This window comes from Cupriavidus lacunae (genome assembly GCF_003353055.1).
In the GTDB taxonomy this organism is placed as follows: domain Bacteria; phylum Pseudomonadota; class Gammaproteobacteria; order Burkholderiales; family Burkholderiaceae; genus Cupriavidus; species Cupriavidus lacunae.
On sequence record NZ_QKWJ01000003.1, the window covers coordinates 208,655 to 234,205 of the forward strand.

Sequence of the window (25,551 nt, forward strand, 5' to 3'; positions counted from 1 at the left end):
CGGGAGGTTCGCCATTTTTGCTTTGTAAACGCACTGTCATGACGCAGCCGGCACCTGATGCTATGCTTCAAGTGCTATGCGCATCATCCTCATCACCGGCATATCCGGTTCCGGCAAGTCCGTCGCACTGAACGTCCTGGAAGATGCAGGCTATTACTGCGTGGACAACCTGCCGGCCCAGTTCATCCCTGAACTGACCCGCTACCTCGACAGCCAGGGCTATACGCACCTGGGCGTGGCCACTGACATCCGCAGCCGCGAATCCCTGGACCAGCTGCCCGACACCGTGCGCGCGCTGGCCGCCGAGCACCAGGTCGAGGTGATCTTCCTGACGGCCAGCACCGATGCCCTGGTGCAGCGCTACTCCGAGACGCGCCGCCGCCACCCGCTGTCGGCGCGCACCGAGGGCGTGACGGTCCCGGGCGGCGAAACTGCCTTCAATGACACCGCGCTGATGGAAGCGATCGAGATGGAGCGCGCGCTGCTGAGCCCGCTGGCCGAGGCCGCGCACCGTATCGACACCAGCAATGTGCGCACCAATACGCTGCGCAGCTGGATCAAGGAACTGATCCGCGAAGACAGCCAGCGCCTGACGCTGCTGTTCGAGTCGTTCGGCTTCAAGCACGGCGTGCCCAGCGATGCCGACATGGTGTTCGACGTGCGCTCGCTGCCCAACCCCTACTACGACCTGGCACTGCGCCCCCTTACGGGCCGCGACATGCCAGTGATCAACTTCCTGCAGGCCCAGCCGATGGTGCTGGCGATGGCCGAGGATATCCGCGCCTACGTCGAAAAGTGGCTGCCAAGTTTCATCGCCGACAACCGCAGCTACCTGACCGTGGCGATCGGCTGCACCGGCGGCCAGCATCGCTCGGTCTATATTGCGGAAAGGCTCGCCAACTATTTCCGGGCGCATGGTAATGTGCTGGTGAGACACCGAGAGCTCGCACCGGCGGGCTGACGCAGGCGGACTGCCCACCGGCATCCGCACACAGCGTTGGCCTGTTGGCCCTTTGCTGCGCGATACCCAAGCTGGCACTGCATGTCCTCGACCGACCTCTACCGTCCCACGGCATCAGAAGATCCGCCACGGACGCTCGACAACCTGCCGCTGTTCCCGTTGCACACGGTGCTGTTTCCCGGTGGACGGCTGCCATTGCGCGTGTTCGAGGCGCGCTATGTCGACATGGTGCGCAACTGCCTGCGCGACAGCACACCCTTTGGCGTCTGCCTGATCGAAAGCGGCGAGGAAGTGGCCCGCCCGGACCAGTCCACCGTGCCCGAGCCGGTCGGTTGCCTGGCCGAGATCGTCGACTGCAACATGGAGCAACTCGGCGTGCTGCTGATCCGCGCGCGCGGCCGCGAGCGCTTCCATATCGTCAGCCATGAGACCCGCGACGACGGCCTGCTGGTGGCACGCGCCGAAGTCCTCCCCCCCGACATCATCGACTGCAAGCTGGAGCTGCTGGGCGAATGCCTGGATGCGCTGCGGCGCATTGTCACGCGGCTGCATGCCGAGCAACCCGACCGCCTGCCGTTCGACGAGCCCTACCTCTGGGACGACCCGAGCTGGGTTGCCAACCGGCTGTGCGAATTGCTGCCGGTGCCGCTCAAGGCCAAGCAGATGCTGATGGCACTGCCCGACGCGGGCATGCGCGTCGAGATCGTGCACCGCTACATGCGCCAGAACCACATGCTCTAGGCGCGGTCTTCAGTCACGTTCAGAACAACCCGCCGCGGGCCTGGTCTTCCAGCAGCCGGCGCACCGGCGCGGGTGTCCCCACCGCATCGAGATCGTCGAGCGAGAGCCAGCGTTGCGCGGCCTCGCCGGCGCTGTCCTGCACCATCAGGCTTGCGCCTTCCGCGCTCACATCGACCCGGATGGCACGGATCAGCAGGCGGAAGTGCGTGAACACATGGGTCAGCTCGCCGGTCAGCGCCGCGCGCGCGGGCCTGCCGAAGGCGCGCGCATAGTCGAGCGCCGCCGCCTCGGCGGCTTCCGCATCGAAGGGCACGGTGTCGACCGGCATCTCCGGCAGGCTCCACAGGCCGCCCCAGATGCCGCTGCCCGGGCGCAGGCGCAGCAGCACTTCGCGCTCGCGCCGCACCAGCAGCATCACCGTGCTGCGCTCGGGGATGGCCGCGCGCGGCTTGGGCGTGGGCAGCACGCCGGTCAGCCCGTCGCGGCGGGCCGCGCAATCGGCCGACAGCGGGCACGCGCCGGCGTCGGCCAGGCAGGCCGGCTTGCCGCGCGAACACACCGTGGCGCCCAGGTCCATCAGCCCCTGCGTATAGGCGATCATGTCCTCAGCCTGGCGCGGGCCGGGCGACGGCAAGGCCACCTCGGCCAGTCGCCACATGCGCGTTTCCACCGCGCGCTCGCCCGGATGGCCATGGATGCCGAAGCAACGCGCGAACACCCGCTTGACGTTGCCGTCCAGGATCGGCGAGCGCACGCCGGCACTGAACGCGGCGATCGCCGCGGCAGTGGAGCGGCCGATGCCTGGCAGCGTGGCCAGCACCGCGGGATCCGTCGGGAAACGGCCGCCGTGCTCGCTGACCACCTGCATGGCGCAGCGGTGCAGGTTGCGCGCGCGCGAGTAATAGCCCAGCCCCGCCCACAGCGCCATCACCTGGTCGGCAGGCGCCGCGGCCAGGTCCTGCACCGTGGGCAACTGCGATACAAAGCGCTGGAAATAATCGATCACCGCGCTCACCTGGGTCTGCTGCAGCATGATCTCCGACAGCCAGATGCGGTACGGGTCGCGCGTGTTCTGCCACGGCAGGTCGTGCCGGCCATGCCGGCGCTGCCAGTCGACCACGCGCGCGCCGAAGTCGGGCGGCACGCGGATGTCGTCGGGCATGGCGGGGACGGGGCGGAGGGCTGGTTTGCGGGGCATTTGGGTAAATCGATCTGAAGCGCTGAGGCGCGGGAACACTGCGGCGCGCCAAAGAAAAAGGCGCCGCAAAGCGCGGCGCCACATGATATACCGGCCGGGGACGCGGGCTAGGCTACCGCAAGGCTCGCACTATCGGCGCCGGCAGCCGGCAGCATCAGCCGCTGCGCGTAGCCCTCGATGAGCCCGCTGCGATCATCGAGCCCGTTGAGCACTTCCTCAAGCTCGGCGATGCGGCTTTCCAGCGTGTCGGTGGCCTCGTGGATGCGCTCGATCGAATCGACGCGCCGGCGCAGCTGCTTCTGGTGCTCGCGCACCTGCGCTTCCAGCGGCGTCATCACCGACTTGAGCCAGACCTCGATATCGCGGTTCAGGTCACGGAAGTTCTCCAGCACGCGGCTGGCCATGGTGTTGAACGCGCTCTGCACCAGCTGCGGGCGTGAACGCGTCAGCATGCTGACCGTGCCGAAGTGCGCATGCACCAGCCGCAGCGTCTCCTGCAGCTCGGCCACGTAGCGCTCGGCGGTGAACTGCATCGGCGCGGGCAGTGTGAAGCCGTGCTCGGCATTGAAGCGCCGGTACATGCTTTCGATCAGCTGGTGCAGCTGGCCGATCTTGTTGTCGGCATCGGTCACCAGTCCCGTCAGCTGCGCGAACAGCGCATCCATGTCCTCGCGCAGGCCGCGCGAGAAGAAGCGCTCCTTCATCTGCTCGCGCGCGGCGCGCATGGTGCGGCGCACGTCGCGCAGCTGCAGGCTCTTGATGATGTCGGCGCTGTGGCGGCCGAAGACCATGCGCAGTGCCTGGAACTTGCTGATGCTCTGCTCGAACTCGTCCTTCTCGCCCTGCACCCGCATCAGCATGTGCTTGACCATCGCATGGTTCTTGCCGCGCAGGCCGCGCAGCTCGAACAGCTGCTCGACGATATCGCGGCGGCGGCTCTGCAGCAGCTGCTGCGCGGCGCGCGCCATGTCCTGCACCTGCCGGTGCACCTGGTCCGAGACGATCTCGCGCCGGCGCGGGATCAGCTGGTCGGACAGCACGTGCTCGAATTCGGGCAGCCCGCTGCGCGCCAGCAGCGCATCGTCATGCGTGACCTTGGCCACCAGGCCCTTCTGCGCCGAGACCGGATACACGCGCGACTGCTCGATGCCCAGCACCTGCCCGGTGGTGGACACCTGCCGCGCGATCTCCTGCGCGATCTCGCCCGGCTGGCGCAGCGGATCCCACAGCCCGTCGATCTTGTTGAGCACGGCCAGGCAGCCGCGCCGGTGGCCGGCGCCGACATGGCTGCGCCACAGCTCCAGATCGCTCTTGGTGACGCCCGCGTCGGCAGCCAGCACGAACACCACCACGTGCGCGTCCGGGATCAGCCGCAGCGTCAGCTCGGGCTCGGTGCCGATCGCGTTCAGGCCCGGCGTGTCCAGGATCACCAGGCCCTGGCGCAGCAGCGGGTGCGGGAAATTGATGACGGCGTGGCGCCAGCGCGAGATCTCGACCATGCCTTCGGCATCGACCGAATAGGCGGCGTCGGGATCGTTCTCGTGGTACAGGCCCAGCGCCTCGGCCTGCTCCGGGGGCACGCGCACGGTCTGCACCACGTGCTGAAATGCGTCCAGCATGCCCTCGGGCGAAGACGGATCCAGCGGCACCGAATGCCAGTGCGAAGCCGAGGTGCCTGCCTCCAGGAAGTCAGCGGTCGAGGCCTCCTGCAGGCGCGTCTCGATCGGCAGCAGGCGGATGCTGGGTGGCTCGGCCTCGTCGTAGCGCAGCTCGGTCGGGCACATGGTGGTGCGCCCCGCCGACGATGGCAGGATGCGGCGCCCGTAGTCGGCAAAGAAGATGGCGTTGATCAGCTCGCTCTTGCCGCGCGAGAACTCGGCAATGAAGGCGACCTTGAGGCGGTCGCTGCGCAGCACGCTCTGGATGCGCTGCACGCGGTCGTCGGCCTGGGCATCGTACAGGTCGTGCTGCTGCAACCAGGACTGGAATTCGGCCAGTGACTGGAGGACCCCGGTTCTCCAGGCGCCGTATTGTTCGAATTGGTGGGCGAGCGTTGTCATGGAGCTGTTCGGCTGACTCGGTTTTACCTCGGGGCTCGCCGCCTTCGCGGTGTGCCCGTGTTCACGCAATGCCGGCCCGCACCAGCGTCTACCCGGCAAGCGGCTGGGCCATTTTGTAACTTTTTATGACTGCGTACACGATACAGGTTTCCACGATGGTTTTGTGGAATTCGCGCCCCTTGCGCGGCGGCGGCGCCGGGAGTGTTGCGCCGACCCATCGACAATAGCCGGCGGCGCGCATTGTGCGGCACACGGCGCCTGCTGCCGGACTGGCCTGAGGGGCCGCCAAGGCTCAGTGCTGGCAGTTGGGGCAGTAGAAGGTAGAGCGCTGGCCCTGCACGATCTGGCGCACGGGCGTGGCGCAGACCCGGCACGGCTGGCCGGCGCGGTCGTAGACAAAGCAATCGAGCTGGAAGTAGCCGCTGGCGCCGTCGCTGCCGACAAAATCGCGCAGCGTGCTGCCGCCGCGCTCGATGGCCTGCGCCAGGGTTTCGCGCACAGCCTGCGCCAGGCGGTCGCAGCGCGCTCGGCTCAGGCGCCCGGCCGGGGTGGTCGGGCGGATGCCGGCGCGGAACAGGCTTTCAGACGCATAGATATTGCCCACCCCAACCACGATGCCGCCGGCCAGCAGCACGGTCTTGATGGCGGCGCTGCGCCCGCGCGTGTGGCGATGCAGCCAGGCGCCGTCGAAGGCGGGATCGAAGGGCTCGATGCCGAGCGTGCGCAGCAGCGGATGCGACGCCAGTTCCGCCTCGGGCAGGGTCGTCCACAGGATTGCGCCGAAGCGGCGGGGATCGCGGAAACGCAGCACGATCGTGCCCTGCCCGGGCTGCTGGGTGGCATCTGGTGTGGCGCCCGGCTCCGCAGCCAGCACCAGGTCGAGGTGGTCATGCGCACCGGGCGGTGGCGCATCGGGCAGCACCCGCAGGGTTCCGGTCATGCCGAGGTGCACCAGCAGCCAGCCAGCGGGCTCCCCCGCATCGGCACTGACGCACTCGAGCAGCAGGTACTTGCCGCGGCGCTCGATGCGGCGCACCAGCCGCCGCGCCAGGCGCTCTTCCAGCTCCGGATCTACCGGCCAGCGCAGGCCGCGGTGGCGCACGGTGACCGCGGCGATGCGGCGTCCCACCACATGCGGCAACAAGCCGCGCCGGGTCACTTCGACCTCGGGCAATTCTGGCATCGAACCTCTCCGTTGGTTACCGCTCAAAACTTCTGCCGCGCCTGCGGGCACCGTCCTGCGGCGCCAAGCAGCGCATTGTAGCGGCAGGCTACAATGCCTTTATCAATGCGCAATCTCCCATCCTTCGCCTGCGCGCGCCGGAGCACTCAATACATGTCGGACCTCATGCCGGACCTGATGCCGGACTCCACGTTGCAAGCCACCGCGGGCGGCCGCCTGACCACATTCCCGGGCGCCGGATCGCGCACAGCCGGTGCTTTTGCCCGCTTGTGCCTGGCGCCACGGCGCCACGCGCGTGCGCTGGCCGCCTTTGCGGTGCTGGCCATGGCCGCGGGCGCAAGCCCTGCGGCGCCGGCAGTTGACGCAGGGGCACTGCCTAGGTTGCAGCTGGCCGCGGCGGAAAACGAGCGCCCTGCCGCCGGCAAGTCGGCGCGCACCCCGCTGCCGTCGCTGGGGCTGACCGACGATATCGTCTATATGGTGCTGGCCGCGGAGATTTCCATGCAGCGCGGGCTGGTCGGCCCGGCCTACCGCACCTACCTGGAACTGGCACGCCAGACCCGCGACCCGCGCTTCGCGCAGCGCGCCACCGAGATCGCCTTCAACGCGCGTATCCCGCAGCAGGCGCTCGACGCCGCGCGCCTGTGGAAGGACATCGCCCCGACCTCACCCGCGGCAACCCAGGTGCTGTCGACGCTGCTGGTGCTCAACGGCCGCTGGGACGACGCCCGGCCACTGCTGCAGCAACAGCTGGCCGCTGTGCCGGCCAACCATCGCGGCGACGCCATCCTGCAGCTGCAGCAGCAGCTGTCGCGCACCAGCGATCCGGCCGGCGCGGCCGCGCTGCTGCAGGACCTGACCAGGAATGAAGCCAGGCTGCCTGAAACGCAGCTGGCCCTGGCGCGCGCCAGGGAAATCGCCGGCGACGACCCGGGCGCGCTGGCCGCCCTCGACCAGGCGCTGCTGCTGCGCCCCGGCTATGAAGCGGCCGCGCTGATGTCGGCCGAGATGCGCGCGGAGAAGCAGCCCGACGAAGCCGTCGCGGTGCTCAAGCGCTTCCTCGAGAAGTCGCCCGACTCGGTCAACGGCCATATCACGCTGGCGCGGCTGTACCTGCTGAAGAACGACATGCAGTCGGCCCGCGCGGAATTTGAGACGCTGCGCAAGGTGGCCCCTGCCGACCCGCGCGTCCCGCTGGCGCTTGGCCTGACCAGCCTGCAGGCCAAGAACTACGACGAGGCCGAGCAGTACCTGCAGGAATACCTGCAACTGGTCGAGAAGCAGCCCACCGCCAACCCGGACATCGCCTACCAGTACCTGGCGCAGATTGCCGAGGAGCGCAAGGACTACGCGGGTGCGATCCGCTGGCTGGACCGCATCGAGGATATCCGCCTCGCGCCCGCGGCAACCGCCAAGCGCGCGCAGTTGCTGGCGCGCATGGGCAAGCTCGACGACGCGCAGGCGCTCTTTGGCGAGCTGCTCAGCGACGCCGATGACATCCCCGATCCCGGCCAGCGCACGCAGCGCGTGACCGCCATCCGCCAGGCCGAAGTGGCCACGCTGATGGAGAGCAAGGCCTATGACCGCGCCCGCAAGGTGCTCAACGAACGCGTTACCGCCGAGCCCGACAACGCCGACTGGATCTATGAGCTGGCCATGCTCGACGAACGCCAGAAGCGCTACGACAGCATGGAAAAAGGCCTGCGCAAAGTGATCGCGCTGCAGCCGCAGCAGAAGCAGGGCTATAACGCGCTGGGCTACTCGCTGGCCGACCGCAACGAGCGCCTGCCCGAGGCGCTCAAGCTGCTGGAGCGCGCCTCCGAGCTGGGACCGGACGATCCTTACATCATGGACAGCCTGGCCTGGGTCAAATTCCGCATGGGCGACCTGCGCCCCGCGGCCGACCTGCTGCGCAATGCCTATTCCAAGGCGCCCGAAGCCGAGATCGGCGCGCACCTGGGCGAGGTGCTGTGGGCACTCGGCGAGCGCGACGAAGCGCGCAAGACCTGGACCGAAGCCGTGCGCATCGACCCCGAGAACGAGACCCTGGTCGATACGCTGCGCCGCTACAAGGTCAACATGCAGCTGTCCAAGTAACCCCGCGCGCCGCGCGCCCGAAGCCCGGGCCCGCGGCGCCGGATTCCCGTCAGCCGGCGGCCGCCGCGCCGCCGTCCTCACGACCATGCCCATGAACCGATCCCGACGCCTGGCGCTGCTTTGCCTGGGCGCGCCCCTGCTGTTGCAGGCGTGCGCCAGCGTGGCGCCGTCGCGCAGCTTTGATGTCGACCCCAGCGCCGCCAGCCAGCAATACACCGGCCGCTTCTCCGCCAACTACGTGCGCTACGGGCGCGACGAGGGCGTGCAGGGCAGCTTCCGCTGGGAAGAGCAGGGCCGCAACGTGCGGCTGGACCTGGTGTCGCCGCTCGGCCAGACCCTGGCCGTGGTCACCGCGACACCGTCCGGCGCCACGCTTGACCTGCCCAACCAGCCGCCGCGCAACGCGCCCGAAGTCGACACCCTGATGGAGGAAGCGCTCGGCTTTGCGCTGCCGGTGGCCGGCATGCGCGACTGGCTGCACGGGCGTGCCACGCAGGGCGCGCCGGCGCGCACCACGCGCGACGAGCAGGGCCGGCTGGCCACGCTGTCGCAGAACGGCTGGACCGTGCGCTATGTCGCCTGGCAGGATGCGCCCGCAGCCGGCGCCGCTGCAACCCAGGTGCCGCGCCGCATCGACCTGGCCCGCGACGCCGGCAGCAATCCGCTGTCGGTGCGCCTCGTGATCGATCCCCAGACGCCATGAACCACGCCATGCGCCGCAGCCATCCCCTGCCCCCGCCCGAACTGCGCGACTGCCCCGCGCCGGCCAAGCTCAACCTGTTCCTGCACGTGACCGGCCGCCGCGCCGACGGCTACCACACGCTGCAGACCGTGTTCCAGCTGGTCGACTGGTGCGACACGCTGCATTTCCGGCGCCGCGAAGACGGCGTGGTCGCGCGTGTCACCGAGGTGCCCGGCGTGCCGGCCGAGACCGACCTGGTGGTGCGCGCCGCGCGCGCGCTGCAGGCCGCCACCGGCACCACCTTCGGCGCCGATATCGCCATCGACAAGGTGCTGCCGATGGGCGGCGGGATCGGCGGCGGCTCGTCCGATGCCGCCACTACGCTGCTGGCGCTGAACCACCTGTGGGGACTGGGCCTGAAGCGCGCCGAGCTGATGCGCATCGGCCTGGCGCTGGGCGCGGACGTGCCTGTGTTCGTGCTCGGCGAGAACGCCTTCGCGCAAGGCATCGGCGAGGACCTGACGCCGGTCGAGTTGCCCGACAGCTGGTTCGTGGTTATCCACCCGAAACAGCATGTCCCCACCGCTGAAATTTTTTCGGACGAGTGCTTGACAAGGGATACGCCCCTCTCCATAATTGCGGTCTTCGCTGCTCGCACAAACAAATTCGATTTCGGTCGCAACGACCTGGAACCGATAGCAACAGCGAAGTTCGGCGAAGTCGCCCGAGCCCTGACATGGCTGAAGCAACATAATCAGCATGCCAGGATGACCGGATCCGGAGCCTGCGTGTTTGCGCGTTTTCCAGACGCAATAACGGCGCAGAAGGTTTTGGAAAGGTTGCCTCCCGAGTGGGATGGCAGGTGTGTGCGCAGTCTGGCACGTCACCCGCTCGCAGCGCTCGCGTAGCAAGTTTTTCGTTCGGCGAGGTACGGCAGTCTGGTACCACGATGAACGGCCCGGTTGTGTAGGGGAGTCGCCAAGTTGGTCAAGGCACCGGATTTTGATTCCGGCATTCGAAGGTTCGAATCCTTCTTCCCCTGCCATTACATTCCTATAGTGTCCTTACGGACCCTCAGTATCAGTCACCGGCTTTGCCGGTGACGCCAAGCTCCCCCAGCAGCAAGACAGGTGCCCCGAATGAGCAGCGAAGGCTTGATGGTATTTACCGGCAACGCCAACCCCAAACTCGCGGAGGCTGTCGTACAGCACCTCGGCATTCCGCTAGGGAAGGCACTCGTTGGCCGTTTCTCCGACGGCGAAGTTCAGGTTGACATCCAGGAAAACGTTCGCGGCAAGCACGTCATCGTGCTGCAGTCCACCTGCGCGCCGACCAACGACAACCTGATGGAACTGATGGTGATGGTCGATGCGCTCAAGCGCGCCTCGGCACGCAGCATCACCGCCGCCATGCCCTACTTCGGCTATGCCCGCCAGGACCGCCGCCCGCGTTCGGCGCGCGTGGCGATCTCGGCCAAGGTCGTGGCCAACATGCTGGAAGTCGCCGGCGTCGAGCGCGTGCTGACGATGGACCTGCATGCCGACCAGATCCAGGGCTTCTTCGATATCCCCGTCGACAACATCTACGCTTCGCCGGTTCTGCTGGGCGACCTGCGCGAGAAGAACTACGGCGACCTGCTGGTGGTGTCGCCGGACGTCGGCGGCGTGGTCCGTGCCCGCGCGCTGGCCAAGGAACTGAACTGCGACCTGGCGATCATCGACAAGCGTCGTCCCAAGGCCAACGTGGCCGAGGTGATGAACATCATCGGTGAAGTCGACGGCCGCAACTGCGTCATCATGGACGACATGATCGACACCGGCGGCACGCTGTGCAAGGCCGCCCAGGTGCTGAAGGAGCGCGGCGCGCTGAAGGTCTTCGCCTACTGCACGCATCCCGTGCTGTCGGGCGGCGCGGCGGCCCGCATTGCGGACTCGGCGCTGGACGAAGTGGTGGTGTGCGACACCATTCCGCTGTCCGAAGAAGCCGCCAAATGCACCAAGATCCGTCAGCTCTCGACCGCCCCGCTGCTGGCCGAGACTTTCACCCGTATCGTCAAGGGCGACTCGATCATGTCGCTGTTTGCGGGTTCCTGATAGAATTTAAAGCTTTATTGCGTTGATCGCCGTTTTTTAGCGGTCAACGTGACTTGATCGGCGCATATTTTTCCGTTTGCGCCGCAACGAGGCTGTCTGGTCGCGGACAGCCTTCTTACTTTTGGAGTCATCATGAAAGTTGTCGCTTTCGAGCGTAGCGTACAGGGAACGGGTGCGAGCCGCCGCCTGCGCAATTCGGGCAAGACCCCCGGCATCATCTACGGCGGCGCCGCCGAGCCGAAGATGATCGAACTGGATCACAACGCCCTGTGGCACGCCCTGAAGAAGGAAGCGTTCCACTCGTCGATCCTGGACCTGGAAGTTGCCGGCAAGAGCGAACAGGCCCTGCTGCGTGCATTCCAGATGCACCCGTTCAAGCCGCTGGTGCTGCACGTCGATTTCCAGCGCGTGTCGGCCAACGACAAGATCCACGTCAAGGTGCCCCTGCACTTCATGAACCAGGAAACCGCTCCTGGCGTGAAGCTGGGCCACGGCATCGTCAACCACATCGTGAACGACCTGGAAGTGTCGTGCCTGCCGGCCGACCTGCCCGAGTTCATCGAAGTGGACCTGGCCGCCGTCGAACTGAACCAGACCGTCCACCTGTCGGACATCAAGCTGCCGAAGGGCGTGACCGTGATCACCCACGGTGACGACAACCCGGCCGTCGCCAGCATCTCGCAACCGGCTGGCGCCGTGTCGGAAGCTGCCGAAGGCGGCGAAGCCGCTGGCGAAACGCCGGCTGCCTAAGCTGCAGCAGCGGTTGCGGCCCGCGGGCCGCGCCACGAAGAAACCGCCGCTCTTGCGGCGGTTTTTTTTCGCCCGGCAAGCCGTCTGCCGGTTTTTCGGTATCCTTGGCGCCTGTGGCGCAGCCCTGCGCGCCAACGACACAGTCAAACGCATGATCAAGCTCATCGTCGGCCTCGGCAATCCCGGTGCGGAGTACGAGGCCACCCGACACAACGCCGGCTTCTGGCTGGTGGACCAGCTGGCCCGCATGGGCGGCACCACGATGCGCGTGGAAGGCCGCTTCCACGGCCTGGCCGCGCGCGCGCGGCTGTGGGACCAGGACATCTGGCTGCTCAAGCCGTCGACCTTCATGAACCGCTCCGGGCTGGCCGTGGTGTCGCTGGCGCGCTTCTACAAAATCCTGCCCGACGAGATCGTGGTCGCGCATGACGAGATGGACCTGCCGGCGGGCGCCGCCAAGCTCAAGCGCGGCGGCGGCGCGGGCGGCCACAACGGCCTGAAGGACATTTCGGCCCACCTGACCACGCAGGACTACTGGCGCCTGCGCCTGGGCGTGGGCCATCCGCGCAACGCCCCCGGCGGCGCCGGTACCGGCCGCGAGGACGTGGTCAATTTCGTGCTCAAGCCGCCGCGGCGCGAGGAACAGGAAGCCATCGACGCCGCCATCGACCGCTGCATCGACCCGCTCGGCCTGCTGGCACGCGGCGATGCCGAGCGCGCCATGGCGCAGTTGCATACCACGCGCTGATCGACAGGCCCAGCCACGCAAGCCGATGGGGGCGTAACCGCGCAGTATTGCAGGCAGTACCTGTTGCAACCGGGAAAAAACAAAACCCCCGTCACCTTGCGGTGCCGGGGGTTTTTTGCCTGGCTGAAGCTGCCGGATTCAGGCCGCGTGCTTCGCCGCCGTCAGCAGACGGTAGCGCTGCATTAGCACCTCGTGGGTCTCGACGCGGTTCGGATCCTTGGGGATACAGGCGACCGGGCAGACCTGCTGGCATTGCGGCTCGTCGAAATGCCCGACACACTCGGTGCACTTGTTGGGGTCGATTTCATAGATCTCGGGCCCCATCGAAATGGCTTCGTTCGGGCACTCGGGTTCACAAACGTCGCAGTTGATGCAGTCGTCAGTGATGATCAGCGCCATGGTGTTTCCTTCCTGCCGACACGCCCGCGCCCGACTGGCCGCGAACTGGCGTGTCTGAAGCCAGTATTTTATTCCGGTTTGCCGATTTTCTCTTGCAGCCAGCGTTCCACCGACGGGAACACGAACTTGCTGACATCGCCGCCCAGCACCGCGATCTCGCGCACGAAGGTGCCGGAGATGAACTGGTACTGGTCCGATGGCGTCAGGAACATGGTTTCCACGTCGGGCAGCAGGTAGCGGTTCATGCCCGCCATCTGGAATTCGTACTCGAAGTCGGACACCGCGCGCAGGCCGCGCACGATCACGCGCGCATTGTTATTGCGCACAAAGTCCTTGAGCAGGCCGGAAAAGCCTTCGACGCGCACATTGGGATAGTGCCCGAGGACTTCACGGGCGATGCCGATGCGCTCTTCGAGCGAAAAGAACGGGCGCTTGTTGGGGCTGTGCGCCACGCCGACCACCAGTTCGTCGAAGATGTTCGACGCACGGCGGACAAGATCCTCGTGTCCCCGGGTCATTGGATCGAAGGTGCCGGGATAGACCGCGATGACCATACTTCCTCCTTGATCTGCCCGCTGCCGGCCATGGATGGCCGCCTCTTGCGCCGGCCGGGCCGGTGTGGGTGCTGCGTCGCGAGCGCGTTGTGACAGCGGCGTAGTGTAACCCTAAATGCGCCACTTGGAAGTCGCCCGGCGCACCGTTTTGCGGCAGTGCAGCTAAGAAGCCGTTGCTAAATGAGGAAGGGGACCTTCCCCATTTTGGAACCGGGATCCCCGAGCGAAGCCCCGGAACGGTGAATCAGCCGGCGCCGTTGCCCGGCACGCGGTGCTGCAGCAGGTGGAAATGCACCGCGCCGGCACGCGCGTAGCGCACGATCTCGAGTGATGCCGGCACGGGCGCGTCGGCACCGCTCAGCGCGTGGTCGGTCTCGACATAGACCGCGCCGCCGGGGCGCGACAGCCGTGCCGCGTGTTCCAGCGCGGGTCCGATCCAGTCCTGGGCAAACGGCGGGTCCAGGAAGACCACGTCGAAGCTGGCATCGGGCAGCTGCGCGGCAATGGCGAAGGCATCGCCCTGCATCACGCGCACCTGGGCCGCGTCGAGCCGGTACTGGTTGTCGCGCAACTGCTTGGCCACGCGCGCATTGAACTCGACCAGTGTCACAGCGGCCGCACCGCGCGAGGCGGCTTCGAAGCCAAGCGCGCCGGAGCCCGCGAACAGGTCCAGGCATTCCAGCCCGGACAGGTCCTGGCCGAGCCAGTTGAAGAGCGTCTCGCGCACGCGGTCGGGCGTGGGGCGCAGGCCCTGGGCGTCGGGAACGGGCAGCAGGGTGCGCTTCCAGCGGCCGCCGATGATGCGGACCTGGGAAGGTGCCTGGCGCGGCACCGCGGAAACGGGAGGTCGCCCGCCAGTGGCGGGCGAAGGCAATCGGGAACGCGAATTCATGCCGTGATTGTAGAGCCTCTGGGCCGGTCCGCCGCAGGCGACGCCGACATCACTGCCCGGCCGCGGTCGCGGGAGCCGGCGCAACCGGGCCGCCGACGATCACCGTCGCCATGCCGTCCGGGTGCACATGGCGCTGGAAGGCCGCCTTGACCTGTTCGCGCGTGACCTTGCCGATCTGCGCGGTCCAGGTGTCCAGGTAATCCAGCGGCATCCCGTACCAGCCGATATTGGCCACGTTGGTCAGCAGCTTGCGGTTGTTGTCGATGCGCAGCGGGAAACCGTTGATCAGGTTGTCCTTGGCCGCGCGCAGCTCCTTGTCGGTCGGGCCCTCGGCGACAAAGCGTGCCAGCACCTGGCGCACCAGCGCCAGCGCCTCGTTGGTCTGCGCCTTCTTGGTCTGCAGGCTGATGCCGAACGGCCCCGGCTGCTTGGACGGCGCGAAGTAGCTGTCCACGCCGTAGGTCAGGCCGCGCTTCTCGCGCACCTCGTCGGTCAGGCGCGAGCTGAAGCCGCCGCCGCCCAGCACGTAGTTGCCCACCAGCAGCGCAAAATAATCAGGGTCGCCCCGCGCGATGGACGGCTGGCCGATCGCCACGCTGGCCTGCTGCGCCGGGTGCGGCATGCGCTGCTCGCTGGGCGCGATCTTCAGGCGCACCTGCGGCATCGCCGGCGCCGCGCTGCCCGGCGGCAGGCCGCGCGTGAGCTGCTCGGCAATGGCCTCGGCCTGCTTGCGGTCGACCGCGCCGATCAGCGTCACCACCGCGCGCTGCGCGCCGTAGTTGTCGCGCCAGAACTTGACGATGTCATCGCGCTGGATCGACGTCACACTGTCCGGGGTCGCGGCCACGCCATAGGGATGGTCGGGATACATGGCCTTGGCCAACGCCTTGTCGGCCATCACGCCGGGCTTGGCATCGGCTTCGCGGATGGCGGTGATCAGCCGCTGCTTCTCGCGCGCGACCACGGCGTCCGGATAGGTCGGCGCCTTGATCAGCTGCGCGGCCAGCGCGACGGACTGGTCCAGCTCCGGCTGGGCGGTCAGCGTGCGCAGCCCGATGCCGCCGCGGTCGCCGCCCGCCGCGCCGCCAAAGGCGGCACCGGTATCGGCAAAGGCGTCGGCGACCTTCGCTTCATCGCGCGCCGGCTGGCCGTCCTGCGCCGCGGCGCCCTTGTCCAGCAGCGCGGCCGTCAGCGTGGCCAGCCCGGCCTTGCCCGGCGGGTCATAGCGGCTGCCGGCGTCGAAGTCGATATTGACGTCGAGCATCGGGATCGACGGGCTGTGCACGAAGAACACCTGGGCGCCGGTGGAAGCGGTCCAGTGCTCGATCGGGATCGCAGCCTGCGCCAGTTGCGCGGCCAACAGCATGGCCGCGCCCAGTGCAGCGCCGGCGAACTTGCGCAGCGCACGCTGCGGTGTGGTGTCGTATTCAGTCATCGCCTTTCCTCAGTGGCGCAGGCCTGCCGGGGCCTGGGACTTGGGCTTGTTCGGATCGATCGGCTGCGGCACCAGCGTGGCCACGGTCAGGTTGTCGTCGTTGAAATACCTGGCGGCGACGGCCTGCACCTGCTCCGGCGTGACGGCCTTGATCTTGTCGAGCATGCGGTCGATCTGGCGCCAGGAGATCTCCGAGATCTCCGAGACGCCGATCTCCATGCCCTGCCCGAACACCGAATCGCGCTTGTAGATCTGGCCAGCCACCACCTGCGCCTTGACGCGCTTGAGCTCTTCCGGCGAAACGCCCTCCTTGGCGATGCGCTGGATCTCGGCGCGCAGCGCGCGCTCGATCTCGTCGGTGTTGTGGCCCGCGGCCGGCGTGCCGTCGAGCACGAACAGCGACTCGCCGCGGTTGATGCTGTCGTAGCCGACATTGACGTCGTCGGCCAGGCGCTGTTCGCGCACCAGTTCGCGCGTCAGGCGTGCGTTGTCGTAGCCGTTGAGCACGGCCGACAGCACCTCCAGCGCATAGGGATCGACGTCCTTCTCGACATCGTGCAGGCGCGGCGCCTTGTAGGCCATCACCATGTACTGGTTCTCGGCCGGCGCCTTGACCCAGATGCGCTTGATGCCCTTCTGCACCGGCTCTTCCTGGTCCTTGCGCAGCGGCAGCGTGCGCGGCCTGAGCTTGCCGTAGTAGCGCTCGGCCAGCGCGCGCACTTCCTCGGCCTTGACGTCGCCGGTGACGATCACCATGGCGTTGTTGGGCACGTACCAGTGGCCGTACCAGTCCTTGACATCGTCCACGCGCATATTGACCAGGTCGTCCATCCAGCCGATCACCGGGTGGCGGTAGGCTGCGGCGGTGTAGACCGTGGCCAGCAACTGCTCGTAGACGGTGCCGCGCGCGGAGTCGTCGGTGCGCAGGCGGCGCTCTTCCATCACCACCTTCATCTCGCGCTCGAACTCGTCCTTGGTGATGATAAGGTTGGCCATGCGGTCGGCCTCCAGCTCCATCATCCTGGGCAGGTACTGCTTGCCGATCTGCTGGTAGTACATGGTGAAGTCGCGGTTGGTCATGGCGTTCTCTCGCCCGCCCAGCGCCGCCACCTGCTTGGAGAACTCGCCCACGCCGACCTTGGGCGTGCCCTTGAACATCATGTGCTCGAGCATGTGGGCCACGCCCGTGGTGCCGCTGACCTCGTCGATGCCGCCCACGCGGTACCAGATCTGGTGCGCCACCGTGGGGGCGCGGTGGTCTTCCTTGACGATCAGCCGCAGCCCGTTGGACAGGCGGTATTCGGTCGTGCCTTGTGCGGTCGCACCGGCCATGGCGGTCTGCGTGCCAGGCCTCGACGAGGCCACGGCTTCCTGCGCCCCCGCCGGCATCGCCCACGGCAGCAAGGCCAGCAGCAGCGTGGGAATGACTCGCTGCGCAAGTCGCGCGGCGCGGGCAGGAAGCGGTTGGGAAGATGCTGCGTGGCGTTGGATGCGCGTTTGGGCCCAGGCCTTGGTGCCTTGTGCGCCCGCTGCGGTCAGGACAGCGCAATGGTTCATGCGACCCCGTCTGCTAGAATTTTGCCGATTGACTCACGTGCGCAAGACCGCGCGCATGAATCTCCCATGTAGCGAACTATACGCAATCGCCGGCCGGGACCACAACGGTTTCTCCCCAGCCACCGCGACGCCTGCGTAACCCATTGATTTATAACCGGTTGCCTGCTGGCATTGGCTGCCGCCAGGGTATCGCCCCGGTATTGACCCCATTCCCCAATGTTTAGTTTCTGGAAGAAGCGCAAGGCCGAGCCCGCGCCCGTCGAGGCGCCAGCCCCTGCCCCCGCTCAGGTCGAGGTCCCCGCACCCGCTCCCGCGCCGGCCCCCACGCCTGTGCCAGTCCCGGCGCCCGTGGCGGCTCCGATCCCTGCGCCGGTGCCAGCCCCTGAGACGCTCGAACTGGTGCCGCCACCCGCCCCCACCGCGGAATCGAAGCTGGGCTGGATGCAGCGCCTGCGTACCGGCCTGTCCAAGACCAGCCGCAACATCGGCACGCTGTTTGTCGGCGTCAAGGTCGACGAGGACCTGTTCGAAGAGCTGGAAACCGCGCTGCTGATGGCCGATGCCGGCGTCGAAGCCACCGAGTACCTGCTGGGTGAACTGCGCAAGCGCGTCAAGGCCGAGCGCATCGAGACCGCTGAAGGCGTCAAGGCGGCGCTGCGCGAACTGCTGACCCAGTTGCTGCGCCCGCTGGAAAAGACCATGGCGCTGGGCCGCGAGCAGCCGCTGGTGATGATGATCGCGGGCGTCAACGGCGCCGGCAAGACCACCAGCATCGGCAAGCTGTGCAAGCACTTCCAGAGTTATGACGAGAAGGTGCTGCTGGCCGCCGGCGACACCTTCCGCGCCGCCGCGCGCGAGCAACTGACGATCTGGGGCGAGCGCAACAACGTCACCGTGGTGGCGCAGGAAAGCGGCGACCCGGCGGCGGTGATCTTCGACGCCGTCAACGCGGCCAAGGCGCGCGGCATCGACATCGTCATGGCCGACACCGCCGGGCGCCTGCCGACGCAGCTGCACCTGATGGAAGAGCTCAAGAAGGTCAAGCGCGTGATCAGCAAAGCCATGCCGAGCGCGCCGCACGAGGTGCTGCTGGTGATCGACGCCAATACCGGCCAGAACGCCCTGCAGCAAACCCGCGCCTTCGACGACGCGCTGGGCCTGACCGGGCTGATCGTGACCAAGCTCGACGGCACCGCCAAGGGCGGCATCCTGGCGGCGATCGCGCGCCAGCGCCCGGTGCCGGTCTACTTCATCGGCGTGGGCGAGAAGGTGGAAGACCTGCAGCCGTTCAAGGCGGATGAGTTCGCCGAGGCGCTGTTGGGGTAAGCTCCCCGCACCGCGACAATGCAAAACGCCCCGGCAATGCCGGGGCGTTTTGCGTTGCGGTCCTGCCTGCGGCTATTCCGCGTCGGGCTGCGACTTCGGCTGCGCCTTCTGGAACGCCGGCAGTTCCATGCAGGCCTCATAGATCTTCGCGATCGCCGGGAATCTGCTCAGGTCGATATTGAAGCGCTTCGCGTTGAACACCTGCGGCACCAGGCAGAGATCTGCCAGTGTGGGCGTGTCGCCAAAGCAGAAGCGCCCGGCCTTGCCGCCACGCTCCAGGTTGGCCTGCAGCGACGCGAAGCCCAGCTCGATCCAGTGGCGGTACCACGCGTCCTTGACCTCGTCGGTCACGCCCACGGTGTGCTTCAGGTACTTCAGCACGCGCAGGTTGTTCAGCGGGTGGATCTCGCACGCGATCTCCTGGGCCAGGCCGCGCACATAGGCGCGATCCAGCGCCGTGCCGGGCAGCAGCTTCGGCTCGGGGTGGATCTCGTCCAGGTACTCGACGATGGCCAGCGATTGCTGCAGCACGTGTTCACCGTCGACGAACGCCGGCACCAGGCCGTCAGGGTTCACGGCACGGAATTCCGGCTTGAGTTGCTGGCCGCCATCCTTGAGCAGGTGCACCGGCACGTAGTCATAGGTCAGCCCCTTGAGCTCCAGCGCGATGCGCACGCGGAACGAGGCCGAGCTGCGGAAATAGCTGTAAAGCTTGAGCATCGGTTCAGACTACCTTGATGATGAGGTCGCCCACGCCGCCGACGTGGCACTGCATGACATCGCCCTTGACCACCGGGCCCACGCCCTCGGGCGTGCCGCTGTAGATCAGGTCGCCCGGCTGCAGCTCGAACAGCTTCGACAGGTAGGACACCATCTCCGGCACCGACCAGATCAGGTCGGACAGGTCACCGCGCTGCTTTTCCACGCCGTTGACCGCCAGCGTCACCTCACCCTTCTCCGGATGGCCGACAGCCGACACCGGGACGATCGGGCCGATCGGCGCGGACTGGTCAAAGGCCTTGCCAGTCTCCCAGGGGCGGCCGGTCTTCTTCGATTCGTTCTGCAGGTCGCGGCGGGTCATGTCCAGGCCCACGGCATAGCCGAACACGTGGCCGGGGGCCTGGTCGACCGGGATATCGCGGCCGCCCTTGCCGATCGCCACCACCAGCTCCACTTCATAGTGGCAGTTGCTGGTGCCCGGCGGGTACGGGAAGGCGCCTTCGGTGCCGTCGGCGACATAGCTGACCGCATCCGACGGCTTGCAGAAGAAGAACGGCGGCTCGCGGTCCGGGTCCGAGCCCATTTCACGAGCGTGAGCAGCATAGTTGCGGCCGACGCAATACACGCGCCGGACCGGGAAGCTAGCGTTGCTGCCGCGCACCGGCACGCCAACGGGCGCGGGCGGGGCGAACACGAATTCGGTCATGCATCTCTCCAGATTTGTTCTGATTGGTGCTGCGGCGCGCGGGATGCGGGGTTGCGGCATGCAGCCACTCGCGACGTCGCCAGCAGACGCGCCCGGCGCAGCAGGGCAACAGGATACACCGCGGGGGTTGGCTCTGCGTACGACCGCATACAATGAATCCAGGCATCCTCGCAGCGCCACCGCACCGGACTGGCGCAGGTGATCCGATACTTACCCGGCGCGAATCTTGCGTGGCGCACTGCAACAGAGCCTAGCCATGACACGACGCCATCAGCCCCCCGCGCCCACGACACCCGCCACGCCCGCCACCGGAGGCCGGGTGTTGCGCATCCTGCTCGTGCGCGACCCGCTTGACGTGGACCCGCTGAACGTCGAGACCATCCGCAGCGGGCTGGTGAACGCGGGCTTTACCGAGATCCAGATCGTCGATGCCGACCTGCGCCTGCCGGATGTGATCACGGCCACCCAGCCCGACATGCTGATCATCGCGTCCGAGTCCGCCGCGCGCGACACCATCGAGCATGTCTGCGTCTCGACCCAGCACGCGCCGCGCCCGATCGTACTGTTCACCGACAACGACGACAGCCAGCGCATCAAGGCGGCGCTGACCGCCGGCATCACCGCCTATATCGTGGACGGCCTGCGCGCCGAACGCGTCAAGACCGTACTCGACGTGGCCTACGCGCGCTTCGAACTGGACCAGCAGCTGCGCGCCGAACTCGACGCCACGCGGCTGAAGCTGGCCGAGCGCAAGGTGGTCGAGCGCGCCAAGGGCCTGCTGATGCAGGCGCGCGGCCTCAGCGAGGAAGAGGCCTACAAGCGCCTGCGCGGCATGGCGATGGAGCGCGGCCTGAAGTTGGTGGACGCCGCCCAGCGCGTGATCGACGTGATGGGCTGAGCCGCCTTCGCCAGCCAGTCGCGGTGCGCTGCCGCACACGGCTGGTGCATTGCACACTCCTGGCGCTACCCGCCTGAGCCGCCCCGCCTCCCCTGCCTCCCGAATGCGGCGGCGGCCTCTCCGCGCGCACCGCATCCGCCCATTTCGCCCCGATCCGGCACATGGCCGCCCGTAAATGTTGCACCGCACAGGCTGGCACACGCCTTGCGTCATGCAGGTATCGGCCAACGGCGGCCGATCGACAATTCAGGCGGACACGGCCAACGCGGGCCGCGCCACGCCACGGACAACGGCGTCCCTGCACCGCAGCGGTCTTCTGGCGAAGCCGGCTGCGCAAGGGGACGCCTTTTTTCTTGGAGCCATGCAATGCCCTCTCGCCTCAGGTTTGCCAAGCCGCTGCATGCAGCCGTCCAGGTTTCCGACTCGGCTGCCGACGCCGTGCCGGCCAGCACCGGCCGCCGCCGCGCGCTGGCCACCATCGCCGGCGCCAGCGTGATGACGCTGGTCGACCCGCTGGTGCGCGCCGGCGCGTGGGCAGCGGGCTCTGACGCGCCGGAGAAGACCGACGTGCGCATCGGCTTTATCCCGCTGACCGACTGCGCCTCGGTGGTGATGGCGGCCACGCTCGGGCTCGACAAGAAATACGGCATCAAGATCACGCCGAGCAAGGAAGCCTCGTGGGCCGGCGTGCGCGACAAGCTGGTCAATGGCGAGCTGGATGCGGCCCACGTGCTGTACGGCCTGATCTACGGCGTGCAGCTGGGCATCGGCGGCCCGAAGAAGGACATGGCTGTGCTGATGAGCCTGAACAACAACGGCCAGGCCATCACGCTGTCGTCCAAGCTGGCCGAGAAAGGTGTCAAGGACGGTGCCAGCCTGAAGGCGCTGATGATGAAGGAAAAGCGCGACTACACCTTCGCCCAGACCTTCCCCACCGGCACGCACGCGATGTGGCTGTATTACTGGCTGGCGGCCAACGGCATCAACCCGATGCAGGACGCCAAGGCGATCACGGTGCCGCCGCCGCAGATGGTGGCCAACATGCGCGTGGGCAATATGGACGGCTTCTGCGTGGGCGAACCCTGGGGCGCGCGCGCCATTGCCGACAAGATCGGCTTTACCGCCGAGACCACGCAGGCGATCTGGAAGAACCACCCCGAGAAGACGCTGGGCACCACCGCTGAGTTCGTCCAAAAGCATCCCAACACCGCGCGCGCGATGGTAGCCGCGGTGCTGGAGGCATCGAAGTTCATCGATGCGTCGGCCTCGAACCGCCGCAAGACCGCTGAGACCATTGCCGCCAAGTCCTACGTCAATACCGACATGGACATCATCCTGGACCGCATGCTGGGCCGCTACACCAATGGCCTGGGCAAGACCTGGGACGATCCCGACGCGATGAAGTTCTACCAGGACGGCAGCGCCAACTACCCCTACCTGTCCGACGGCATGTGGTTCCTGACCCAGCACAAGCGCTGGGGCCTGCTGAAGGAACATCCGGACTATCTCGCCGTGGCAAAACAGGTCAACCGCATCGACGTCTACAAGCAGGCCGCCACCGCCGCCCAGGTGCCGCTGCCCAGAAGCGACATGCGCAGCGCCAGGCTGATCGACGGCGTGGTCTGGGACGGCAAGGACCCCAAGGCCTACGCCGATGGTTTCAAGATCAAGGCCTGATGCAAACCTTTTCCACTGATCCGCAGTGCCCCTGACGAAAGGAGCCAGACGTGAATGCCATAGCCCACCCTACGCCCGATGGTGCAACCGTAGCCGCCAGCGCCGACCCCGACACCAAGGAGCGGGCGCGCCGCCGCGAGCAGGAAATCGCCGCGCAGGCCCGGCGCGCCGAACGCCGCGAGGCAGTCGCCGCGCTGGTGCTCAAGACCGTGCCGCCGGTGCTGGGCTTTGCCCTGTTCGTGCTGGCCTGGCACGGCATCGCCACGATGATCCCGGCCATCCCCACACCGGGGGCGACATGGAACGCCGCGGTGCCGCTGTTTGCCGACCCGTTCTACCGCAACGGGCCCAATGACCAGGGCATCGGCTGGAACGTGCTGGCGTCGCTGGCGCGCGTGGCGGCGGGCTTCGGCCTGGCCGCGGTGGTCGGGATCCCGGCTGGCTTCCTGATCGGGCGCTTTACCTTCCTGAACGCGATGACCGCGCCGGTGATCAGCCTGCTGCGCCCGGTCTCGCCGCTGGCGTGGCTGCCGATCGGGCTGCTGCTGTTCAAGGCGGCCAACCCGGCCGCGATCTGGGCGATCTTTATCTGCTCGATCTGGCCGATGGTGATCAACACCGCGGTCGGCGTCACGCGCGTGCCGCAGGACTACCTGAACGTGGCGCGCGTGCTCGACCTGTCGGAATGGAAGGTGTTCACGCGGGTGCTGTTCCCCGCGGTGCTGCCCTACATGCTGACCGGCGTGCGGCTGTCGATCGGCACTGCGTGGCTGGTGATCGTCGCCGCCGAGATGCTGACCGGCGGCACCGGCATCGGCTTCTGGCTGTGGGACGAATGGAACAACCTGAAGGTCGAGCACATCGTGATCGCGATCTTCGTGATCGGCATCATCGGCCTGCTGCTGGAACACGCGCTGCTGGCGCTGGCCCGGCGCTTCAGCTACGGCACCAACTGATACGCGGGGAGCAACGCCATGGACAAGTTCGTCAGCATCGAAAACGTCGGCCAGACCTTCAAGACCCGCAAGGGCCCATTCGTCGCCCTGCGCGATATCAACCTGCAGATCGCCGAGGGTGAGTTCATCACGCTGATCGGCCACTCCGGCTGCGGCAAGTCCACGCTGCTGAACCTGGTCGCGGGGCTGGCCACGCCCACCGCCGGCGCGCTGATCTGCGCCGGGCGCGAGATCGCCGGCCCGGGGCCGGAGCGCGCGGTGGTGTTCCAGAACCACTCGCTGCTGCCGTGGCTGACCTGCTTCGAGAACGTCTACCTGGGCGTGGAGCGCGTGTTCGCGGCCAGCGAGAGCAAGGCGCAGCTCAAGGCGCGCACGCACGACACGCTGGCGCTGGTGGGCCTGACGCACGCCGAGAACAAGTACCCGCATGAGATCTCCGGCGGCATGAAGCAGCGCGTGGGCATTGCCCGCGCGCTGGCAATGGCGCCCAAGGTGCTGCTGATGGACGAGCCCTTCGGCGCGCTCGATGCGCTCACGCGCGCGCACCTGCAGGACGAGCTGATCAAGATCGTGGCGCGCACGCGCAGCACGGTGGTGATGGTGACCCACGATGTCGACGAGGCCGTGCTGCTGGCCGACCGCATCGTGATGATGACCAACGGCCCGGCCGCGACCATCGGCGAGATCCTGAAGGTGGACCTGCCGCGCCCGCGCGACCGCGTGGCGCTGGCCGACGACAAGGCCTACCACGCCTGCCGCACCGCGGTGCTGGACTTCCTCTACCGCAAGCAGCGCAACCCGGCGTTGCAGGAAGCCGCGTAGTGCTTGCCCGCCGCGCCCCGGTTGGCGGCAATGGGCGCGGCGGCCCTGCTCCGCTATCATGAACCCAGAACAGACCACCCCCACACCGCCATGACCACACCAGCCGCCCCATTTCCCGCCGCCCGCTATATCAAGGAGATTGGCCGCGGCGTCAACGGCGCCCGGGCGCTGCCGCGCGAGGACGCGCAGGCCTTGTTCGACGCCATGCTGGCCGGGCGCGTCTCCGACCTGGAGCTTGGCGCCATCCTGATGGCCTACCGCATCAAGGGCGAGGCGCCGCACGAACTGGCCGGCATGCTGGAAGCCGCCCATGCGCACTGCCAGCCAGTGCCGGCACCGCCTGACCGCCAGGTGGTGGTGATCCCAAGCTACAACGGCGCGCGCAAGCAACCCAACCTGGTGCCGCTGCTGGCGCTGCTGCTGGCGCGTGAGGATATCCCCGTGCTGGTGCACGGCACGCGCCTGTTCAACGGCCGCGTGACCAGCATGACGCTGTTCGAGGCGCTGGGCGTGCCCTTGTGCGCAACCACCGCCGAGGCCGCGGCACGGCTGCATGAAGGAAATGGCAGCGACCACGGGCCGCTGGCGGTGCTGCCCGTGGATGTGCTGTCGCCCGGGCTGTCGCAGCTGCTGGAGCGGCGCACCGTGATCGGCCTGCGCAATTCGGCGCATACGGTGGCCAAGATGCTGCAGCCGGTTGGCGAGCATTCGCCGGCGGAAGGGTTGCGGCTGTACAGCTACACTCACCCCGAATACCGCGAGACGCTGACCGATTATTTCTCGCACGAACCCGCCAACGTACTGCTGGCACGCGGCACCGAGGGCGAAGTGGTGTCCGATGCACGCCGCACCAGCCGCATCGACTGGCTGCATGAAGGCCACCAGCAGACCCTGGTCGATCCGGCCGTGGGTTCGCTGGCCGAAGTGCCGGAACTGCCACCCGGCAGCGACGCCGGCCTGACCGTAGCCTGGATCCGGCGCGTGCTGGACGGCGCGGTGCCGGTGCCGGCGCCGATCGCGATCCAGGTCGAGGCCATCCGCGAATGCCTGCGGCAAGGCACCCGCGTGACCTGGGCCAGCCCGGTCTGAGCCAGCC

Annotated in this window: 24 protein-coding genes and 1 tRNA gene; 15 read left to right on the forward strand and 10 right to left on the reverse strand. The window is 67.5% G+C overall.

The window, feature by feature from the left end; translation table 11 throughout:
- Positions 1–76 precede the first annotated feature (76 nt).
- Positions 77–961 (forward strand): RNase adapter RapZ, encoded by an 885-nt coding sequence (rapZ, locus tag DN412_RS04445; protein ID WP_078195186.1) that lies wholly within the window; start codon positions 77–79, stop codon positions 959–961.
- A gap of 81 nt (positions 962–1,042) precedes the next feature.
- Positions 1,043–1,702, forward strand: coding sequence for an LON peptidase substrate-binding domain-containing protein (locus DN412_RS04450; RefSeq protein ID WP_078195185.1), 660 nt, complete (start codon positions 1,043–1,045; stop codon positions 1,700–1,702).
- Between the two features lie 19 nt (positions 1,703–1,721).
- Here the strand turns inward: DN412_RS04450 and mutY are convergent, their stop codons facing one another.
- The 3 genes from mutY to mutM all read right to left on the reverse strand — a co-directional run bounded on the left by mutY (position 1,722) and on the right by mutM (position 6,143).
- Positions 1,722–2,900: an A/G-specific adenine glycosylase gene (gene mutY, locus DN412_RS04455; RefSeq protein ID WP_115013395.1), complete on the reverse strand. Its 1,179-nt coding sequence runs from the start codon at positions 2,898–2,900 to the stop codon at positions 1,722–1,724.
- Between the two features lie 107 nt (positions 2,901–3,007).
- On the reverse strand, positions 3,008–4,960 hold the full coding sequence (locus DN412_RS04460) for a dynamin family protein (RefSeq protein WP_115013396.1): 1,953 nt from the start codon (positions 4,958–4,960) through the stop codon (positions 3,008–3,010).
- Between the two features lie 292 nt (positions 4,961–5,252).
- Entirely contained in the window at positions 5,253–6,143 is an 891-nt protein-coding gene (gene mutM / locus DN412_RS04465) for a bifunctional DNA-formamidopyrimidine glycosylase/DNA-(apurinic or apyrimidinic site) lyase (RefSeq protein ID WP_115013397.1), read from the reverse strand.
- A gap of 153 nt (positions 6,144–6,296) precedes the next feature.
- Here mutM and DN412_RS04470 point away from each other — a divergent pair, with 153 nt between their 5' ends.
- From DN412_RS04470 to pth, 7 genes are all read left to right on the forward strand, one after another.
- Complete coding sequence (locus DN412_RS04470) at positions 6,297–8,240, forward strand: tetratricopeptide repeat protein (RefSeq protein ID WP_115013398.1); 1,944 nt, start codon at positions 6,297–6,299, stop codon at positions 8,238–8,240.
- Between the two features lie 91 nt (positions 8,241–8,331).
- A complete protein-coding gene (gene lolB / locus DN412_RS04475) occupies positions 8,332–8,943 on the forward strand; it encodes a lipoprotein insertase outer membrane protein LolB (RefSeq protein WP_115013399.1) in 612 nt (203 codons plus the stop codon).
- An 8-nt stretch (positions 8,944–8,951) separates the two neighbouring features.
- Positions 8,952–9,830 (forward strand): 4-(cytidine 5'-diphospho)-2-C-methyl-D-erythritol kinase, encoded by an 879-nt coding sequence (ispE, locus tag DN412_RS04480; RefSeq protein ID WP_115013400.1) that lies wholly within the window; start codon positions 8,952–8,954, stop codon positions 9,828–9,830.
- Between the two features lie 60 nt (positions 9,831–9,890).
- Positions 9,891–9,967 (forward strand) — tRNA-Gln (locus tag DN412_RS04485).
- Positions 9,968–10,061: 94 nt separating this feature from the next.
- Positions 10,062–11,015: a ribose-phosphate pyrophosphokinase gene (locus DN412_RS04490; RefSeq protein ID WP_010814374.1), complete on the forward strand. Its 954-nt coding sequence runs from the start codon at positions 10,062–10,064 to the stop codon at positions 11,013–11,015.
- 132 nt (positions 11,016–11,147) lie between these two features.
- Positions 11,148–11,765: a 50S ribosomal protein L25/general stress protein Ctc gene (locus tag DN412_RS04495; RefSeq protein ID WP_115013401.1), complete on the forward strand. Its 618-nt coding sequence runs from the start codon at positions 11,148–11,150 to the stop codon at positions 11,763–11,765.
- A 151-nt stretch (positions 11,766–11,916) separates the two neighbouring features.
- Positions 11,917–12,513, forward strand: coding sequence for an aminoacyl-tRNA hydrolase (gene pth, locus DN412_RS04500; RefSeq protein WP_115013467.1), 597 nt, complete (start codon positions 11,917–11,919; stop codon positions 12,511–12,513).
- A gap of 138 nt (positions 12,514–12,651) precedes the next feature.
- On the opposite strand, the gene DN412_RS04505 is transcribed toward pth, so the two are convergent.
- The 5 genes from DN412_RS04505 to DN412_RS04525 all read right to left on the reverse strand — a co-directional run bounded on the left by DN412_RS04505 (position 12,652) and on the right by DN412_RS04525 (position 17,350).
- On the reverse strand, positions 12,652–12,912 hold the full coding sequence (locus DN412_RS04505; RefSeq protein WP_078195177.1) for a YfhL family 4Fe-4S dicluster ferredoxin: 261 nt from the start codon (positions 12,910–12,912) through the stop codon (positions 12,652–12,654).
- Between the two features lie 68 nt (positions 12,913–12,980).
- A complete protein-coding gene (gene coaD, locus DN412_RS04510; RefSeq protein WP_010814369.1) occupies positions 12,981–13,466 on the reverse strand; it encodes a pantetheine-phosphate adenylyltransferase in 486 nt (161 codons plus the stop codon).
- Positions 13,467–13,710: 244 nt separating this feature from the next.
- Positions 13,711–14,358, reverse strand: a complete 648-nt coding sequence (gene rsmD, locus DN412_RS04515; protein WP_208647562.1) for a 16S rRNA (guanine(966)-N(2))-methyltransferase RsmD — start codon at positions 14,356–14,358, stop codon at positions 13,711–13,713.
- A 49-nt stretch (positions 14,359–14,407) separates the two neighbouring features.
- Complete coding sequence (locus DN412_RS04520) at positions 14,408–15,793, reverse strand: M16 family metallopeptidase (RefSeq protein ID WP_115013403.1); 1,386 nt, start codon at positions 15,791–15,793, stop codon at positions 14,408–14,410.
- 9 nt (positions 15,794–15,802) lie between these two features.
- Positions 15,803–17,350 carry a M16 family metallopeptidase gene (locus DN412_RS04525; RefSeq protein WP_115013404.1) on the reverse strand — a complete coding sequence of 516 codons (1,548 nt, stop codon included), beginning with the start codon at positions 17,348–17,350 and terminating at the stop codon, positions 15,803–15,805.
- 216 nt (positions 17,351–17,566) lie between these two features.
- On the opposite strand from DN412_RS04525, the gene ftsY reads away from it, so the two are divergent.
- Positions 17,567–18,676 (forward strand): signal recognition particle-docking protein FtsY, encoded by a 1,110-nt coding sequence (gene ftsY, locus DN412_RS04530; protein ID WP_115013405.1) that lies wholly within the window; start codon positions 17,567–17,569, stop codon positions 18,674–18,676.
- 72 nt (positions 18,677–18,748) lie between these two features.
- Here ftsY and maiA read toward each other — a convergent pair whose 3' ends face one another.
- Positions 18,749–19,396 carry a maleylacetoacetate isomerase gene (gene maiA / locus DN412_RS04535; RefSeq protein WP_115013406.1) on the reverse strand — a complete coding sequence of 216 codons (648 nt, stop codon included), beginning with the start codon at positions 19,394–19,396 and terminating at the stop codon, positions 18,749–18,751.
- A 4-nt stretch (positions 19,397–19,400) separates the two neighbouring features.
- Entirely contained in the window at positions 19,401–20,102 is a 702-nt protein-coding gene (locus tag DN412_RS04540; protein WP_115013407.1) for a fumarylacetoacetate hydrolase family protein, read from the reverse strand.
- A 256-nt stretch (positions 20,103–20,358) separates the two neighbouring features.
- Here DN412_RS04540 and DN412_RS04545 point away from each other — a divergent pair, with 256 nt between their 5' ends.
- The 5 genes from DN412_RS04545 to ybiB all read left to right on the forward strand — a co-directional run bounded on the left by DN412_RS04545 (position 20,359) and on the right by ybiB (position 25,544).
- Positions 20,359–21,000, forward strand: a complete 642-nt coding sequence (locus DN412_RS04545; protein WP_115013408.1) for an ANTAR domain-containing response regulator — start codon at positions 20,359–20,361, stop codon at positions 20,998–21,000.
- 366 nt (positions 21,001–21,366) lie between these two features.
- Positions 21,367–22,677, forward strand: coding sequence for a CmpA/NrtA family ABC transporter substrate-binding protein (locus tag DN412_RS04550; protein WP_115013409.1), 1,311 nt, complete (start codon positions 21,367–21,369; stop codon positions 22,675–22,677).
- 50 nt (positions 22,678–22,727) lie between these two features.
- The gene (gene ntrB / locus DN412_RS04555; protein ID WP_115013410.1) at positions 22,728–23,633 is read left to right on the forward strand and encodes a nitrate ABC transporter permease; all 906 of its coding nucleotides are present in this window, start codon (positions 22,728–22,730) and stop codon (positions 23,631–23,633) included.
- Between the two features lie 18 nt (positions 23,634–23,651).
- Entirely contained in the window at positions 23,652–24,455 is an 804-nt protein-coding gene (locus DN412_RS04560; RefSeq protein WP_115013411.1) for an ABC transporter ATP-binding protein, read from the forward strand.
- A gap of 90 nt (positions 24,456–24,545) precedes the next feature.
- Complete coding sequence (gene ybiB / locus DN412_RS04565; protein WP_115013412.1) at positions 24,546–25,544, forward strand: DNA-binding protein YbiB; 999 nt, start codon at positions 24,546–24,548, stop codon at positions 25,542–25,544.
- The last annotated feature ends 7 nt before the right edge of the window (positions 25,545–25,551 follow it).